The sequence below is a fragment of the Candidatus Zixiibacteriota bacterium genome (assembly GCA_019038695.1).
GTDB lineage: Bacteria > Zixibacteria > MSB-5A5 > GN15 > FEB-12 > B120-G9.
In genome coordinates this window covers 277,973-294,976 of record JAHOYZ010000007.1, presented here as the reverse complement: position 1 = coordinate 294,976, position 17,004 = coordinate 277,973, and the positions used below count along the sequence as shown (strand labels likewise).

The 17,004-nt window shown below is 49.6% G+C and carries 13 protein-coding genes; 2 read left to right on the top strand and 11 right to left on the bottom strand.

All coding sequences use genetic code 11. The features are described from left to right. Window positions 1-25: 25 nt before the first annotated feature. Entirely contained in the window at window positions 26-1,444 is a 1,419-nt protein-coding gene (gene purF, locus KOO62_03185; GenBank protein ID MBU8932992.1) for an amidophosphoribosyltransferase, read from the bottom strand. Window positions 1,445-1,728: 284 nt separating this feature from the next. Between purF and KOO62_03180 the strand changes: the two genes are divergently transcribed. Further along, the gene (locus KOO62_03180; protein ID MBU8932991.1) at window positions 1,729-2,523 is read left to right on the top strand and encodes a hypothetical protein; all 795 of its coding nucleotides are present in this window, start codon (window positions 1,729-1,731) and stop codon (window positions 2,521-2,523) included. Between the two features lie 100 nt (window positions 2,524-2,623). Here KOO62_03180 and KOO62_03175 read toward each other — a convergent pair whose 3' ends face one another. Both KOO62_03175 and KOO62_03170 read right to left on the bottom strand, forming a co-directional pair. Further along, window positions 2,624-6,088: a PAS domain S-box protein gene (locus KOO62_03175; protein ID MBU8932990.1), complete on the bottom strand. Its 3,465-nt coding sequence runs from the start codon at window positions 6,086-6,088 to the stop codon at window positions 2,624-2,626. A gap of 57 nt (window positions 6,089-6,145) precedes the next feature. Next, window positions 6,146-6,631: a chemotaxis protein CheD gene (locus KOO62_03170; GenBank protein ID MBU8932989.1), complete on the bottom strand. Its 486-nt coding sequence runs from the start codon at window positions 6,629-6,631 to the stop codon at window positions 6,146-6,148. Window positions 6,632-6,939: 308 nt separating this feature from the next. Between KOO62_03170 and KOO62_03165 the strand changes: the two genes are divergently transcribed. After that, entirely contained in the window at window positions 6,940-9,177 is a 2,238-nt protein-coding gene (locus tag KOO62_03165) for a trypsin-like serine protease (protein ID MBU8932988.1), read from the top strand. 239 nt (window positions 9,178-9,416) lie between these two features. Here KOO62_03165 and KOO62_03160 read toward each other — a convergent pair whose 3' ends face one another. The 8 genes from KOO62_03160 to sufC form a co-directional block, all read right to left on the bottom strand. After that, entirely contained in the window at window positions 9,417-9,728 is a 312-nt protein-coding gene (locus tag KOO62_03160) for a metal-sulfur cluster assembly factor (GenBank protein MBU8932987.1), read from the bottom strand. Between the two features lie 91 nt (window positions 9,729-9,819). After that, window positions 9,820-11,277: a hypothetical protein gene (locus KOO62_03155; GenBank protein ID MBU8932986.1), complete on the bottom strand. Its 1,458-nt coding sequence runs from the start codon at window positions 11,275-11,277 to the stop codon at window positions 9,820-9,822. A gap of 105 nt (window positions 11,278-11,382) precedes the next feature. After that, on the bottom strand, window positions 11,383-11,856 hold the full coding sequence (locus KOO62_03150) for an SUF system NifU family Fe-S cluster assembly protein (protein MBU8932985.1): 474 nt from the start codon (window positions 11,854-11,856) through the stop codon (window positions 11,383-11,385). Continuing rightward, on the bottom strand, window positions 11,853-13,130 hold the full coding sequence (locus tag KOO62_03145) for a cysteine desulfurase (protein MBU8932984.1): 1,278 nt from the start codon (window positions 13,128-13,130) through the stop codon (window positions 11,853-11,855). The genes KOO62_03150 and KOO62_03145 overlap by 4 nt, the downstream gene beginning before the upstream one ends. A 21-nt stretch (window positions 13,131-13,151) precedes the next feature. Further along, on the bottom strand, window positions 13,152-13,463 hold the full coding sequence (locus KOO62_03140) for a non-heme iron oxygenase ferredoxin subunit (protein ID MBU8932983.1): 312 nt from the start codon (window positions 13,461-13,463) through the stop codon (window positions 13,152-13,154). 3 nt (window positions 13,464-13,466) lie between these two features. Continuing rightward, complete coding sequence (gene sufD / locus KOO62_03135) at window positions 13,467-14,798, bottom strand: Fe-S cluster assembly protein SufD (protein ID MBU8932982.1); 1,332 nt, start codon at window positions 14,796-14,798, stop codon at window positions 13,467-13,469. A 1-nt stretch (window position 14,799) separates the two neighbouring features. Then, the gene (gene sufB, locus KOO62_03130; GenBank protein ID MBU8932981.1) at window positions 14,800-16,233 is read right to left on the bottom strand and encodes a Fe-S cluster assembly protein SufB; all 1,434 of its coding nucleotides are present in this window, start codon (window positions 16,231-16,233) and stop codon (window positions 14,800-14,802) included. Window positions 16,234-16,235: 2 nt separating this feature from the next. Beyond that, window positions 16,236-17,000 carry a Fe-S cluster assembly ATPase SufC gene (gene sufC, locus KOO62_03125; GenBank protein MBU8932980.1) on the bottom strand — a complete coding sequence of 255 codons (765 nt, stop codon included), beginning with the start codon at window positions 16,998-17,000 and terminating at the stop codon, window positions 16,236-16,238. Between the last annotated feature and the right edge of the window lie 4 nt (window positions 17,001-17,004).

Sequence of the window (17,004 nt, the reverse complement as noted above, 5' to 3'; positions counted from 1 at the left end):
GCTGTCTGACGACAGCCAAAAGACATTACGATGAAATTTTGGGGGTCTTGATATCGAGTCGTAACTTGCCATTGATACGTGGTACTCTGATCGGATATTTCCCCGAAAAGCAACTCGAGCAGAAGCCCGTGTTGGGCAGGGACTTCATGGCCAGCATTCCCTTGAGTGACAGGTAGCGCAAGGAGTCGGCCCCAAGGTATTGCTCGATTTCAGGAATTGTCATTTGTGCCCCAATCAACTCTTTTCTGGTAGGCATGTCGATCCCAAAGAAACAGGGAGCAATGATCGGTGGCGATGAAACCCGGAAGTGTATTTCTTTGGCTCCGGCCTCCCGGATCAACTTGATCAGTTTTCGTGATGTGGTCCCGCGTACAATTGAATCATCAACCACGACTACCCGTCGTCCCTTTAGTACTCCCTTGACCGGGTTGAATTTCACTTTTACGTCGAGGTCTCGGATACTCTGCTTTGGATCAATGAAGGTACGACCGACGTAGTGATTGCGGATGAGGCCGATCTCAAACCGAATGCCCGACTCTTCGGCAAAGCCGAGTGTCGCAGTGTTGGCGGAGTCGGGAATACCAATGACGATGTCGGCATCGACCGGGTATTCTTTGGCCAACCGACGCCCGAGACGACGCCGGATCTTATCAACATTTTCCCCAAATACAATCGAGTCTGGTCGGGAGAAATAGATATACTCAAATATGCAGCATGCCTGTGGTGTTTTTTTGCAGGGAAAGGTCGATTTCAGCCCGTCAGCGGAAATCTCGAGGACTTCTCCCGGCTCAATGTCACGAACATACCGGGCTCCGATCAAATCAAAGGCCGTTGTCTCGGAGGCCACGACCCAGGATTTCTGATACTTACCGAGTGCCAGCGGCCGGAATCCGTGAGGGTCACGCGCAGCAATAATTGAATCCTCGGTCAACAAAAGCAGGGAATAAGCGCCCCGGATACTCCGCAAGGCGTCGCATATACGCTCAAGTGGAGTTGGTTTCGGGGATCGAGCGGCGAGATGGAGGATAATCTCTGTGTCGGATGTGGTTTGAAATATCGATCCCCGGGCATCAAGCTTCTCGCGCAGTTCCAGCGAGTTGGTCAGATTGCCGTTATGAGCGATCGCGGTATAATGGGATTTGTTAGTGATTAAGAACGGCTGAATGTTGATCAACGACGACGCCCCGGTGGTGCTGTATCGTGTATGACCGATAGCCAGTTTGCCACGCAGGGCGGGCAGGACGGACGGTTCGGAGAACACCTCAGATACCAGCCCCATGCCTTTCTTGTAGTGAATCGATCCGTTGTAAGAGGTTACAATGCCAGCCGATTCCTGACCTCGATGCTGAAGGGCGTAGAGTCCGAAGTAGGTCAATTCCGCGGCTTTGGAATGTCCGTAGACTCCAAATATTCCACACTCATCATGTATTGCCGACTCTACCATCAACTACCTCAATTTCCGTTGACAGGAAGCCAACAATGTACAGACTGCTTGAGGGCTTGTCAATGTCTTGATTTGATTCTGCAACACATTATGTGAATCCGATTGCAGGCCTCTATTAACAATAAAATACAGTGTGCAATAGATGCACAGCGGAAAGCAGTGGATAAGTTAGTGATTCAGTAGTATCTTATGGCGTACTTCAGATTTGTCCTCTTTGAGGGTCAGGTGATCGCCGGGGCACTCCATTTGCTCCAAAGGTAGTGACGGCGGAGCCGTAAGAACTTATGAAAGACCATTCGACTGACAGATTCGACATTATTCGGCAGCTTGCCCTGGCCGCTTCCCGAGGGGACCGGTTTGAGCACTTGGCCGAAGCCGCTTTGGCCCAGACATCAGAACTGGTCGGGCTGAACGCGGTAGCTCTGATTTTCTGGGATGAATCTTTCACTCCTACGTTGACCGTAACCCATACTGTCGGCGAAGCGGATAAGGCGCGTCTTATGGAGCTCGAAAAGAGTCTCTTTGACGAACTCCGACGGGATCGAAATCTGACTGCAGCTTTTCTGTCTTTTGGTGGAGATGTTCCAAGACATTCTTTCACGTTACCGTTGGTTTATCATGGAAGATCATTCGGGGCTGTGATCGGTTTACAGGAGGGCGAACGGACGATTGTCTCCGAGGAGGATTTCCTGCAAACGCTTTCGGCATTGGTTGCCTTGCACCATGCTGCCGGCACTGGTGCCGGCGATTCCGAGACGCTTAAGAGCCGACTCGAAAAAGAACGTCTAAGCGGTATTCTTGATACGGCGGTCACTGTGAACCACGAAATCAACAATCCTCTTCAAGCCATTCTGGCCAGTGTCCAGTTGCTAATGTTAGGCCGTAAGGATATTGATGACGAACTGAAATCGAAGCTGAAGACCATCGAAGAAGCAGCGATGAAGATCGGGGATGTCACACAGAAATTGACTCGAATCTCAAACCCCAATCCTGTGAAGTATCTCGACGGTACGAATATGGTCGACCTCAACGCCACCGACGATTCCAGCAGTGACCGGAACACCAAATCAGACGATTAGAGATAGCCTCTCCAAAGTCCAATTGTTTTGGGTTTTTCTATAGAACCGGCTTCCTGTGCCCGGGATTGCAGACGCTGCCCTGTAGATTGCCTACTACCCCCTACCGGTCCAACTCCATGCGAACTGCGGCGGCGACGTCTTTTACCGTCAAAGGTTTCTTGACAAAAGCTCCCGCCCCGAACTTCTGTGCTTCAAGCACCCGATCGGTTTCAGAGAACCCGGAGACAATGATAGCTTTCTGACCGGGGTTGAACTCAGCAACTTGCCGATATGTTTCCGCTCCATCTATTCCCATCGGCATGACCATATCCATAACCAGTAGGTCCTGCGGATTGTCCTTGAGAAACTCAATTGCCTTCTCACCACTCTCAGCTGTGCTTACTTTGTACCCCAGCTTACTCAGGAGCTTCATGGAGACATCTCGCTGAAGCTCATCGTCGTCGACCACCAAGATCGTTTCGGTGCCACCATCAGACTGTTGAATCTCGGATATTCCAACATCCTCGCGTGTTATCGGGAAATACAGGTAGAAGGATGTTCCCTGACCAACTTTACTGCTCAAATCCAGGTATCCATTGTGATCCTTCAGCACCGAATCAACAACACTCAAGCCAAGTCCGGACCCACGTTTTTTGTCGGTTGTCTTGGAGGTGAAGAAGGGATCAAATATTTTCTGGATTATATCATCCGGGATACCGCAACCGGTGTCCGAAAGAGTCATTTTGACATATTCGCCTTTGGGAACGCGACCGTAAGCCACACACATTTCATCGACGTAGTAGTTTTCGGTCTTGACTGTAATCTGTCCAACGTCCTGGATCGCATCCTGGGCGTTGGTAAGGAGATTGGAGATGACCCGATGAATTTGGGCTCCTCCACCCATGACATTCATCAGATCTTCATCCAATTGCATTTTGCATGTCATAGTAGCTGGCAATGCATCCATCTCTTTGACTGCCCGCATAATAATTTCGTTCAGGTTCATAACCTGTTGATTGTAGTGACCTCGTCTTCCCAGCGTCAACAATTGCTGGTTGATATCGGCTATCCGTGCCGCTGAATCTTCAATGCTTGTCAAGTAGGTCAGAGCGGGGTGGTTTTTGGGCAGCTCCTCACGAATGAACTCCGGGTAGGCGATCAACGGTGCAAGGAGGTTGTTAAAATCATGGGCAATCTGACCCGATATCTTACCTGCAGATTCCAACCGTTGAGCCCGTGATTCCAATTCGCGAAGCCGTTTGGTCTCCGTGATATCCGAAATAAAGGCCATTAAGCGGTCTTCAGAGAGAGAGACAGCATCTAATGAGACCCAGATGATCGAACCATCTTTGCGTTTCAACTTGGTTTCTGAATTTTCTCGACCTATTTCCATTAGCCTTTTAAAACTCTCGAGCTCTTCCGGCCGTGCTTTTGGATCAGCCAGATCGAGAACAGACATGCTCAGTAGTTCTGATCTGGAATAGCCAGTAATCTTGCTGGCGGCCAAATTGACATCAACGAAACTGCCCAGAGCATTCGCTATGAATATCGCGTCCGGTGCATGGCTTACGTATGTTCTAAACTTTGTTTCACTTTCCTGCAATGCCTCTTCCGCCTGTTTGCGCTCGGTAATATCCTCTCCTGAACTCAGTGATCCACATATGTTGCCGGCTTCATCTCTAAGTAAAGTGTTATGCCACAAGATAATCTTCTCGCCCCCACTTTTCGTTACAATCGGATTCTCGTACGTTATGACTTCTTCAATCTCTCCTTGCATCAGCTTGTTAAAAACGATACCAACCTCATTTCGCAATCTTGCAGGTAAGCACGTATCGAACCAGTTCTTTCCAATTAAATCGCCCTTATTGTATCCGAGGGTACTATGTCCGCTTTCATTCAGCAGTGTAATCGTACCTTCTGCATTCAGAGATATTATAATCTCAGCAGCAACATTGAGATAGTTCTCGGCGACTTCTTTACTTTTCAGTAGTGCATCATCGTACTGTTTGCGTTCGGTAATATCCTGGGACATGACCTGAATACCAATGGTCTCTCCTGAAGTGTTCTTAACCGGCTGCAGGTTTTCCAGAAACCATCGCTGGAACTGCTCGACGAACATTTCATGGACTTCTCCAACCCCCGTTTCCACAACCCTATTGAGCCTTTCCATAGCCAGTGCCAGATAATCAGGCGGCATCACGTTGCTGATGTTCTTGCCGATTAGGTCCGCTGGAGATATACCCATCATATTTGCGGATCTGTCATTCACTAGAAGGAAGTTGCCCTCTCTATCAATGAGGTTGATGCCAGCATCGACCGAGTCTATAAGCAGACGGTAATTCTCTTCACTCGCTCGCAATTGCTGATTGGATGCCCTCAGTTGTTGCTCTTGGGCTTTCAACTGCTGATTGGCAGCTTTCAGTTGCTGCTCGCCTGCCCGTAACTGTTGATTGGTAGCTTTCAGTTGCTGCTCACTCGCTCGCAATTGGGCAGTGCGCTTATCCACCAGTTCCTCAATGACGGCCATACGGGTCTGTCTTGTGTATACGAATGCTGCCAACAGTGATGTGAGAATCAAGCCACCCAATAGTAATATCCAGTTAATCCATACAGGATGAGATGTTAGATAACCTGATGACGGCGTACAATGCATCTCCCATGTTCGATTGGCTACTTCAAAGGAAGTGACAAATGACAACCCGAAACCGTTTTTCCCTTGGTGTGTGAGATCATCCTCTTCCGCGTTGCGTAAGCGCGATGTGTGGTGGAAGAGGAGTTGTTCTCCCTCGGGCGCGGAAAGGTCGCTCACACTAATATCTATCCCTCCGGGTTGCAGCTCCCCAATCACACTCTCTAAGATATCGCCGACCCCCATGGCGCAGATGACAATCCCTTCAATGGCCGCCCGGCGTTCTTCAACGGTTGTGGTCGGCATGCCCTTCTTGTATACTGGTGCAAAGGTAATGGTTCCGAACCTGTTCTTCAGTTCGCTCGGGAATATGGTCGGCCCTGTGATTACCACTTGATTCATATCACGTGCTTGCTCAATAGCTTCACGCCGAAGCGATTGGGAGAATTGATTCAGACCAATCGCCCAGTCTAGTTGGGGGGTTCGATACAGAACCGGGTAATATTCTTTATGGTGAGCCGCGATTTCCATCTCACCTGGAACTGAGGAATCGTGAATCTGGTAGTTTGCCAATCCCTCCGCTTGCAAAGTCTGCTCGAAAACATTGCGGTCTGTATCAGTTACACGGGGTGCCCAGCCAAACCCACGAAGATCCTGATGAACACAAAAAATTGGCGTGACAAATTGATCAAACTCTTCGCGGCTCACAAACTGCGAACCATCATAGAATCGTTTGAGAGCCATCAACTCGTGAAGATGCTGATGTATTTCGCTTCTGAAGGAATTACAGCGGGACTCAGCCAACTGATCAAAGACGGATTTACGCCACTTGGTCTCCCATTCTCCCACAAAGAAAAACACCGTCAACGATAGCGCCAGGCCTATGAGACCTATAGATATTGAGGTACTGTAGCGTTTGAACAAGCCTCGCTTCAGTGATCTCTTCTTAGTGTTCATTAACTGGTTCCTTCCCTTAAGTCACTTCCCTTGATGCGTAGCGGCTGCGCCGCATGCCTATAATTCATTAGCTGTCCCTTCACCCTCAGTAATAAACACTTGGCCGGATTCAACATCAAGAAAAACAGACCGTCGTTCGATCCCCCCGACCCTTTCTTTGTCCCACCTGAGTCCTATCTCTTTTAAGTAATCCTTAACAGATTTAGTCACTTTGTCAGAAATATCTCCTTCCTGGAGTACATTTGCTCCACCCACGACACAGATTTCAAGGTTATCTGTATCGGTACCAAGTTTCGTAACGGCTTCGAGTACAGTATCAACAGCATCCTCGGCGTATTTCGTTCGGTTCTCACTTTCTGTTTTCATCGATCGACCAGGAAGCATAATATGAGCCAGACCACCAGTCTTATGGGTTCTATCGTACACTACGACCGCGACACAAGAACCAAGTGCAATAGATCGCAGGACGACCGGCTCCGAAGAGGTTCTTACCTCTCCGGTGTCCACGTCAATGGATGTTTTATCCCTTAAGGAATCGATCATATCCATGCCTCTGTAATATAGATTATAATGGTAGATATCTATAAGTTGACGATTGTAAATAGTCAAGTAAAGAGGTGGATGCTCCCCACCGATTTTGAGATGGAACTCTTGACAATCGGTAACTGTTCCGCATATTGAAACTGGCATCGTAAGATCACGGTTATACTACAATATCTTTTGCCATGAGTTCTTTCTGGTAAACGAATCGGTTCCAGTGTTCGATATTGAGAATATGACAATCCGGGACAAACTTGTGCTAATTAGTTGCTGAAAATGGAGTTATCCAAATCGCTAAAGGAACGGGTATTATGAAGATGTCTTGCATCGTTGTTGTCGTTTTCCTCATTTTCTTCGCCGCCAGCCACACTCAGGCACAGATCAGTAGTGGTGGTGTACCGCCGAGTTTCTCCAAATTGGCTTTGGCCGATGCACCGACGGTAGTTACTGCCAATGTCGATAGACTTTCGCTGTTGGCGGAAGATGAGGCAGAGGTGGGCAAGGACATTCCGCTTCGTTTTGGGATGCCGTTTGAGGTTATCTACAATATGGAGAACTCCGGAGTCTGGGAGACACTTGCTGACGGAAGTCATCTGTGGCGACTGAGGATTGAATCGCCGGAAGCCTATTCCATCAATCTTGTCTACCGCCACTTTTGGATGCCACAAGGGGCGAAGCTCTATCTTTACAATGCCGATCACACCATGATTCTGGGCGCATTCACTGATGCCAACAATAAGGAATGGGACCAATTCGCCACTGGGCCAGTGCGAGGGGATGTTACCATTCTTGAATATTGGGAACCCGCCGGTCTGTCGCAATCCGGTATTATCGAAATCGAGCGCGTTATCCACGCCTATCGTGATCTCTTTGACCGTTCGACTCTCAAGGATGCTCAGGGATATGGCAGTTCAGGCTCATGTAATAACAATGTTAATTGCCCCGAGGGAGCCGATTGGCAGGATGACAAACGTGCGGTGGCGATGATTCTGACTTCGGGCGGCTTCCGACTCTGTACCGGCGCACTGATTAACAATGTTCGCGAGGATCTTACGCCCTACTTCCTGACCGCCGAACACTGTCTGGGCGGTGAGGCGACCTGGATATTTATGTTTAACTACGAAAGCCCCGGTTGCGACAATCAGAATGGCCCGACTTGGATGACTGTGTCTGGATGTACCCGGCGTTCGGCCAATTCATATTCTGATTTCGGATTGCTGGAGTTGTCTGCGAACCCTCCAGACAGTTATAATGTATACTACGGTGGCTGGTCGCGAGAGAACAGTGCTTCGAGTTGGTCGGTCGGGATACATCATCCTTCAGGCGACATTAAGAAAATATCCTTCGACAACAACCCGGCTATTGATGCCAACTACGGTGGTTCTTCGGGTGGGAGTCACTGGAAAATTGGCGCCTGGGAAGACGGCACTACCGAACCGGGTTCCTCGGGATCGCCATTGTTCGATCAGAACCATCGCATCACCGGTCAGCTTCACGGTGGCACTGCCTCATGTTCCTCACCGAACTCACCTGACTATTATGGCAAGTTTGCCAAGTCGTGGGACTATGGCTCTTCGGCTTCAAGCCGGCTACACGATTGGCTCGATCCTGATAACACGGGTGTAACTACGCTCGACGGCATAGATCCTTTGGGTATCACTATAGTGGCGGATACTACATACGGTGATGTACCACTCGATGTCCTGTTCACAGGTTCATCATTACTGGATGTAATTGAGTGGAAATGGTTCTTTGGTGATGGCGACAGCGCCCTCACTCAATCACCCGCTCATACTTATGATATCGCTGGCACCTATGATGTATCGCTTCTGGTCGTAACAGCGGAGGGGGATCGCGAGCGCACCAAGGAAAATTATATCATCGCTCTGGCCGATACCATGAAAGCCGCCGACACTAATGTTGTCCCTTACCAGACCTTCGAGGTCACGATCTATGCCACCAACAATGTTTCCGTCAACAGGTTCACTATCCCCTTCGAGATGACCGGCGATCTGGATTTGACGTATGAGTCCTTCTCGGCCGTTGGTTGTCGAACTGAGTATTTTGCCCAGACAGAACTTATTGCCAGTGATCCCTGGAGCGATCGGTACACGATTGAGTTGATTGCGTCTTCCAACGGCAGCCTTCCCGAGCTGGAGCCAGGTAGCGGTCCGATACTTAAATTGACTTTCAGTGTTTCGGACGCGATTACGTCCGGGCAGCAGACGACCATCAGTTTGGCCGGATACAGCACATATACTCCGACATTCTCCGGCAGCCTGTTGACTTACGAACCGAAGATTTTGTCGCCGGTCGTATCATACCTACCTTGTTGTACTGGGTTGCGCGGTAATGTCGATGGTGATCCTTCCGACAATGTTGTAATTTCCGACCTGACCTATTTGGTGTCGTACTTGTTTACGGGAGGATTACCTCCCGTCTGCTACGATGAAGCAGATATTGACGGCATTAGCCCGATCAATTTGGCTGACCTTACGTATCTGGTGGCTTATTTGTTCACCGGTGGTCCACCTCCGCCAGCTTGTTAGGGGCTATCCTGATTGATTTCCCGGCCCTCCGGAATTGTTTCCGGGGGCGTTATTTTCGAATGTACATCCGGTTCTGATAACCTTCACAACCTAAATCCCGGACACAATAAGGGTCCATGTGTCAGTGTCTTGCAGCGTGGTTGCTTGCGCCCTGTGGCTTGATCGAGTTTGATTGGTTTGGATGTTCCGTTGGTCGGGAATCATCTCTGGAAAAAGGCTGCATGGCACAGCCACCGCAATTACCAGATGCCGAGGATGTCCTTGGCGTGGTCGGAGGCCATTGTCTCCGGCTCCCATGGGGGATCCCAAACGAGCACGACTTTCATATCGGTGACGCCATCCATCGTCTCGACCGCCTTATGAACTTCCGTTACCAGCATTTCACCGTATGGGCAGGCGGGGGTCGTGAGGGTCATCTTCACCTGTACCTTACCATCCGGCTCAATCATGACGTCATAGATCAATCCAAGGTCAACAACGCCTATGCGCATCTCCGGGTCCTGAATCGGTTTCAGGGCATCCATAATTTGTTCTTTGGTGGGCAGGGTCATAGTTTTTCTTTCTCGTTGCGTTCCATTATTATTCCCTCAGATCACACAGGACCAGTGATTGTCTCTGGCGGATTCGGAATCGGCACGATTTTCACCAGAAGTCCTGAAAGCGTTTGATTAACAAAATAGTAGTCAGTTGTATTGACAAGAGAACACCAAAAGCAATGAGGTTTCGCTCTCTGAATCGTACAAACAACTCCGAACAAGCAAAGATACACAAGAGCGGAACCAGATAAATCCATAGACGGGCGACTTCTCCCTTGGTTGTTCCGAGGAGTACCAATAGAATCAACCCAATGGCAAGTGATACTGACAATATGTCAAGTTTTGACGGGCATCGACAACATGTGCTTCGGGCAGCTCTGACCAAACCTGCAAGGTAAAGGATAATTATCGGAATACCGGTCCACAAGGCAAACTCGATATAGTTGAGGGTCGCAAACAGGAGAGTGTTTCCTATACCAGGTGTCCAGTTTTTCCAGGTCTGATGAAACTGTATTGCCGATTGATATCGGATGATAGGATCATAATTGAGAAAAACGGCAAGAAGAGCCCACAGGATGATAGCCCCACCAAAAAACCCGGCCAGTGTCCTTAAGAATGGACGAATCCGGCCATAGCCAGAGGTCAACGCCCCTGAAAAAATAGCGATCGAAACCACGGAGAAAAAGACCAGTGGCAATAAGGAAAAAGAGACGTAAAGCGCTAAGTAAAGACCAAACCCAGCGACAGATGCAGACAGAACATTGCCCTTTATAGCGGGGCGACAAGACAGATACATTGTGGCTAAAAATAAGGTCGGGTATAAGACCTGATCAAGATGAAGAGTGATGAGAGTAACATTCGGAACGAATATGAACAAGATACACGGGTAAATAGCCTGGCTCCGTTGAAGAAAGAGCCGACTAAGCCAATAAAGGGGGATAATAACGAGATAGGAAATCAGAGGATAAACGTAGCTGGCAAATGTGACCAGTCGGATGAACTTCTCGCCCCGAGTGTGCGTTGGCATGAACAGATTGGAGATCTTCTGAGTAACCATATGAAACAACAACTGCCCCGGCGGCTTTGTTTGGGCATACTTGATGTCAGGATTTTCAAGAAGCTTCTCATATTCCGTGGCAACGGCAATTAGATCGTTTTCTACAACCGCCAAACGAGCAAACTCAGCGTGTCCAGTATCTATCATCCGAGAGCGAATGCCATCTATCCCATTTCCCTCAATTAATCCAAACCCCATTTGAACGCACCAGCCCAGTAGAATAAGCAGAAGCAAGCAGAGTTTATGCCTGTCAATGTACCTTAAAACCAGAGCAATGATTGCAACACTTAGCACTACGATCAATGGGAATATCCACAGATCTCCAAGTGGTTTGTCCACCGATGCCATTGCATGCCAGAAATAGCCGGGTACACTTCTGAAAACCGGTAAGTTCCAAATCAGTATAACCCAATATGCCCCCGTCAGAGAAAGAGCAATACCGAGGAGTATTCCATTGTTTCTGTTTATTACCGTAGGTAGTTTCCAGGATGTCTTGCTGGAGACCATCGCTCGCCTTTCCTACTATGCTGCGTTTAATATCAATCCGTCAATCGCAAGGCTCGTGTCCCAAACGAATATCAAAAAACTGAAGACAGATTTCGACCTACTCGACTATTTATCTATTTCCGTTGTTACACTACTTCCGGTTTCCCCGCTTTCGTAGACGTCGAGGCCTTCCATGAACGTTACCCACGCTAACAGAGCGCATTTGATTCGTACCGGAAATTTTCTCACTCCCTGTAGCGCATCAAGATCCTCCAGGTCATCCGGTAATTCGAAATCCTCACCTTTGAGCATCTTCTTAACAACCTCGGCAATACGCTTGGCATCAGCAACGGACTTGCCTTTAACTGCTTCGGCCAGCATCGAACCCGAAGCAACGGAGATAGCACAGCCCTTACAGTCGAGATAGATATCCTTCACGATGCCATCTTCGAGCTTGACTTGTAGTTTCAGTTCATCACCGCAGGAGGGGTTGTGTCCGTTGGAAGAAAAATCCGCCATGGGTAATTCATGCCGCCCGCGCGGAGCGCGGTAATGATCCATGATGATGTCACGATACATGTCGTCGAGAGCAGCACTCATAAGCCGAAGTACCTCCTCATACCTTTTAGGGCTGTGACCAAAGCATCAATGTCAGCCTCACTGTTATATACATAGATCGAAGCTCGGGCAGTAGCGATCTTGCCAAGCACCCGCATCAGCGGTTGGGCGCAATGATGACCAGCCCGGATCGCGATCCCTTTGGAGTCAAGATAGGTACTGATATCGTGGGGATGGAGGTCATTGTCGGTAAACGAAACCGCTCCGCCTCGCAACTCCACTTCCTGTGGCCCCTGGATTTCAAGACCGGGAATTGCCGACAGTTGGTCAAGGGTATATTGCGTCATGTCCATCTCATGTTGTCGCAAGCGATCCATACCGATTTCTTCGAGGTAGTGCAGAGCGGCATCAAATGCTACAACGTCGGCGATGTTCGGTGTACCACCCTCGAACTTATGGGGAAGATCGGCCCAGGATGAGTCCTCGAAAGTTACCTCCCTAATCATCTCTCCGCCCATATTGAACGGTGGCATCGCTTCCAGCAATTCTTGGCGACCGTACAGAATCCCGACGCCGGTCGGACCAAGCATCTTGTGCGAAGAGAAAGCGTAGAAATCAACACCCAGTTCCTTGACATCTATCGCCATGTGCGGTGCTGCCTGTGCTCCGTCGCCCAATACTACTGCGCCATGTTTGTGAGCCTTGGCCGCGAGTTCGGCCATCGGATTGATCGTCCCCAGAACGTTGGACATGTGGCTGATCGCCAGCAATTTCGTCCGGGGATTGATGATCTCGTCTATATTGCTCAAATCTAGATGGCCGCAGAAAGTAATCGGGATTCGTCTCACAATGGCTTTTTTGCGCTTGGCCAGTTGCACCCAGGGAACCAGATTGGCATGATGTTCCATTTCGGTAATCACGATCTCGTCACCTTCTCCGATGTTCTGCTCACCCCAGGTGTATGCCACGAGATTGATTGCTTCGGTCGTACCGCGTGTAAAGATAACCTCGCGTGGATCGACACCTCCAATAAAATGGGCGGAGTGTTCGCGAGTGTGTTCATACATCTCGGTGGCTCGTTCGGCAAGGTAGTGTAGTCCCCGATGGATATTAGCGTTGTACTTGCGGTAATACTCAAGGATAGCGTTAATCACAACACGCGGTTTCTGGGTCGTGGCAGCGTTATCCAGATAGATCAGACGGTTGCCATCAATAACCTGATCCAGAATCGGAAAATCCGCTCTAATGCGTTCAATATCTACCGGGGTTAGCCGGGATTGAACCGGCCTTGTCACACTTTGAACCTTTTCTTCCATTCGTTTGCCCTCAACCGTTATTCAGTCAACCTCTATGTAGACATTGTTGTCTTCTATCTTAGTCTTGAATGTCTCAATCGGCACCACTGCCGGTGGTCCCAGAACCGATCCATCAATCACGCTGAAACGGGCACCATGACGCTGGCAGATAATCTCATTGTCCATGAGACGACCGTTGGCCATTGAGACCTCCTCGTGTGAGCACTCGTCGGCCACGGCATAGAAATGTCCCTCGACGTTGCAGATTAAAATCGGTGTAAAATCTACTTCAAAAGCCTTTATCGTCCCCGGCGGGATTTCATCGACACTGGCTACTTTCACAAATCCAGCCATGACTCAGTTTTCCTCTAACCGTTTCCGGACGACTTCTACAAGGCGGTTTCGCAGAGTTTCGGGAATGTGTTCCAGTGTTCCCGCAACAAAACCCGACACAATCATGGCGATTGCCTGCTCTCTCGCTATGCCTCGAGCTTCAAGAAAAAACACCATCTCCGGATCAACAGGGCCAATCGTGGCGCCATGCGAACACTGGACATCCTCGTTGAGGATTTCCAGTTCAGGAATAGTCTCGGCTCTGGTTCCCGTATTAAGCAGCAGATTGCGATTTTCCTGATACGCTTCGCATGCCCGGGCTGGCTGATCGATCCGAATCAGACCGGTATAAGCCGAACGAGCCTTGTCGCGAAGAACCACTTTGAAATCAATGTTCGAGATTGTGTGACCAGCGCCATGATGATGCAGTGTGTGGTTGTCGAACTGCTGACGCCCGGCACCAAAAAGCAGACCATAGATGTTGCTCTCGGCTCCTTCGCCGTTGAGATCGACACCGAAGCTCTGCTTGGAGATGCCCCCACCCAGCGCAAGCGGAATAGTGAAAGCACCAGCTCCTCGTTCAATACGGCTCCGATGACTAAGGTACATTCTCGTACCCGTTGCCTGTCTCTGCAGAGAAACGTAGTTGCATCGGCTGTTTTCTCCACCGAAAATCTCAACAGCACCGTTGACAGCAGCATAGCCGTCATCGGTCATGGCACTACCGCCGATGTACTCGTCAATCAGAGTGAGCCGGGCATTTCGACCAAGTACGACCAGCAGACGCGGTAAGTATGTCGTTCCAGCACCGCAGGCGTACCGTAACAGGTGAATCGGTTTTTCAACTGCCGTGTTGTCGGGCACGTAAACAAACAGACCGTCCTGCCATAATGCGGTATTGGTAGCTTCGAACTTGCCCGTCTTACTGTTAACAAGCTGTCCCAGATATTTACGAATCAGGTCTTCGTGCGTATCCATGGCCGATATCAAAGAGGACAAAATTACTTTGTCTCCCAGATTACTGCCAGCATTGATTTCAATCTCCCGGCCACAGCAGTCCGTGACAAGAGCGGCAACACGGTCAATATCCACTCGATCACGATCACTGACAGCCAGCTCATGGCAACTATCGCTCGATGATTTTGCAACAAGTTGGTCCGGGTCAATCAGGAAACGAGTCGGGTCGGTATAACGCCATAGCGCTACTCCGCGCGGTGGCAGAGCTGCTTCATTGTAGTCCTTCAGAGCCGCGATGCGCATCTCGTGCAACCACTGCGGTTCGCCATTTGAACTCAACGCTGATTCCGGGATAAGGCTGGTGGTTTCTATTGATGTGTCTGTAATAGATTTGTTCATATCAACCCACCGAACCTTCCATCTCAAGCTCAATGAGGCGGTTCAGTTCCACCGCGTACTCAAGTGGCAATTCCTTGGTGAATGGTTCCATGAAACCGTTGACGATCAAAAGCCGGGCTTCATCTTCGCTCAAACCACGACTGGTCAGATAGAACAATTGTTCCTCGGCCACCTTGGAGACGCGGGCTTCGTGTTCAACTCGAATCTGATCCTGGTCAATCTCCATTGTCGGGTAGGTGTCGCTACGGGCCTCTTCGCCAATAAGCAGAGCATCGCATTCCACTGACACCTTAACGTCTGTGGCATTCTTATGAACCTTGATCAAACCACGGTACGAAGAACGTCCGTTGTCCTTGGAAATTGACTTCGAGGTAATGCGCGATGACGTATTCGGAGCGGCGTGGATCATCTTGCCGCCAGTATCCTGATGTTGATCGACTCCGGCAAAGGCAACCGTCAGCATTTCCCCCTTGGCACCCTCCCCCAGTAACTGGATGCAGGGATACTTCATCGTCAAGCGCGAGCCGATGTTACCATCAACCCACTCGATAGTGGCATCCTTGAAGGCTGAAGCCCGCTTGGTGACGAGATTATAGATATTGCGCGACCAGTTCTGAATCGTTGTGTATCGAATGTAGGAGCCTTCAAGGGCAACCAATTCTACGACAGCCGAGTGCAGCGAGTCGGTCGAGTAAATTGGTGCGGTGCAGCCTTCTATGTAATGCACACGCGAACCCTTATCGGCGATTATCAGCGTCCGTTCAAACTGCCCCATGTTCTCGGCATTGATTCGGAAATAGGCTTGGAGTGGGGCAGCGACTTCAACTCCGGGGGGAATGTAGATAAACGAGCCACCCGACCAGACCGACGAATTGAGCGCGGCAAACTTGTTGTCGGTCGCGGGAATTACAGACCCAAAGTACTTCTCCACGATATCAGGGTGTTCCCTCAAAGCGGAATCCATATCGAGGAATATAACACCTTGCTCTTTGAGATCTTCGCGCATTGAGTGGTAGACAACTTCCGATTCATATTGGGCTGAAACTCCTCCGAGGAATTTCTTCTCGGCTTCGGGAATCCCAAGCTTGTCAAAAGTGTTCTTGATATAGTCCGGGACATCATCCCAACTGTGCTGTTGTTCTTCAATAGGCTTCATGAAGTAGTAGATGTTGTCGAAATCAATCTCTCCGAGCAACTTAGTGTTGCCCCAGTTCGGGATTGGTTTAGACAGGAAAATATCCAGCGCCTCATGTCGCTGCTTTCGCATCCAGTCCGGTTCCTTTTTCATCCGGGAGATCATCTCTACCACTTCGTGATTGATGCCTCTGGCACCCTTGTGAAAATAGTCTACCGGATCGCGAAAGCCATAACGGACCGCATAGTCATCTCCCAGGCCCGACAGGTCTTTGTTTCTCTGACGGTTTACATCGGACATGGCTAAGCCTCGGATCCTTCCCGGACCTGCTCTTCGATCCATTCATATCCTCGATCCTCCAGCTTGAGGGCCAGTTCGGGTCCGCCAGAAATGACCAGTTGCCCGTCATACATCACATGAACACGATGCGGCTTGACATAGTTCAGCAGTCGTTGATAATGGGTCACCATGAGGATTGCGTTGTTCTCATTGTGGTAGCGGTTAATCCCCTCGGAAACGAGTTTGAGGGCGTCGATATCCAGTCCGGAATCGGTTTCATCAAGAAGGGCCATCTTCGGTTGTAGCATTGATAACTGTAATATTTCGATCCGTTTTTTCTCACCGCCGGAGAAACCGTCATTAAGGTATCGGGTAGCGAAAGATCGGTCTACATGCAGCTCTTTCATATGCGCTGTGAACAGCTTGCGAAAATCCGTCATGTCAGCATCCTTGCCACGATGAGCCTGCACTGCGGCCCGCATAAAATTAGCCACCGTCACTCCGGGAATAGCAAGTGGATATTGGAAAGCCAGGAACAACCCGGCGCGTGAGCGCTGGTCGGCTGACATTTCCAAAAGGTTCTGACCGTTAAGATGAACTTCCCCTTTGGTTATCTTGTAAGCGGGGTGGCCCATCAGGGCGTTAGACAACGAGGATTTACCGGAACCGTTGGGTCCCATTATGGCGTGGACTTCGCCGGGTTTGACCTCAAGCGATACGCCGCGAACAACTTCTTTGTCCGCTACCTCGACATGGACATTGCTAAACTTGAAAAGCGTTTTTGACATCGTC

Bases quoted from the DNA above. Each gene is read 5' to 3' on its own strand.
- sufD (MBU8932982.1), bottom strand. From the start codon at position 14,798: ATGAACAAATCTATTACAGACACATCAATAGAAACCACCAGCCTTATC.
- KOO62_03140 (MBU8932983.1), bottom strand. From the start codon at position 13,463: ATGGCTGGATTTGTGAAAGTAGCCAGTGTCGATGAAATCCCGCCGGGG.
- purF (MBU8932992.1), bottom strand. From the start codon at position 1,444: ATGGTAGAGTCGGCAATACATGATGAGTGTGGAATATTTGGAGTCTAC.
- KOO62_03150 (MBU8932985.1), bottom strand. From the start codon at position 11,856: ATGAGTGCTGCTCTCGACGACATGTATCGTGACATCATCATGGATCAT.
- KOO62_03170 (MBU8932989.1), bottom strand. From the start codon at position 6,631: ATGATCGATTCCTTAAGGGATAAAACATCCATTGACGTGGACACCGGA.
- sufB (MBU8932981.1), bottom strand. From the start codon at position 16,233: ATGTCCGATGTAAACCGTCAGAGAAACAAAGACCTGTCGGGCCTGGGA.
- KOO62_03160 (MBU8932987.1), bottom strand. From the start codon at position 9,728: ATGACCCTGCCCACCAAAGAACAAATTATGGATGCCCTGAAACCGATT.
- KOO62_03145 (MBU8932984.1), bottom strand. From the start codon at position 13,130: ATGGAAGAAAAGGTTCAAAGTGTGACAAGGCCGGTTCAATCCCGGCTA.
- KOO62_03180 (MBU8932991.1), top strand. From the start codon at position 1,729: ATGAAAGACCATTCGACTGACAGATTCGACATTATTCGGCAGCTTGCC.
- sufC (MBU8932980.1), bottom strand. From the start codon at position 17,000: ATGTCAAAAACGCTTTTCAAGTTTAGCAATGTCCATGTCGAGGTAGCG.
- KOO62_03155 (MBU8932986.1), bottom strand. From the start codon at position 11,277: ATGGTCTCCAGCAAGACATCCTGGAAACTACCTACGGTAATAAACAGA.
- KOO62_03175 (MBU8932990.1), bottom strand. From the start codon at position 6,088: ATGAACACTAAGAAGAGATCACTGAAGCGAGGCTTGTTCAAACGCTAC.
- KOO62_03165 (MBU8932988.1), top strand. From the start codon at position 6,940: ATGAAGATGTCTTGCATCGTTGTTGTCGTTTTCCTCATTTTCTTCGCC.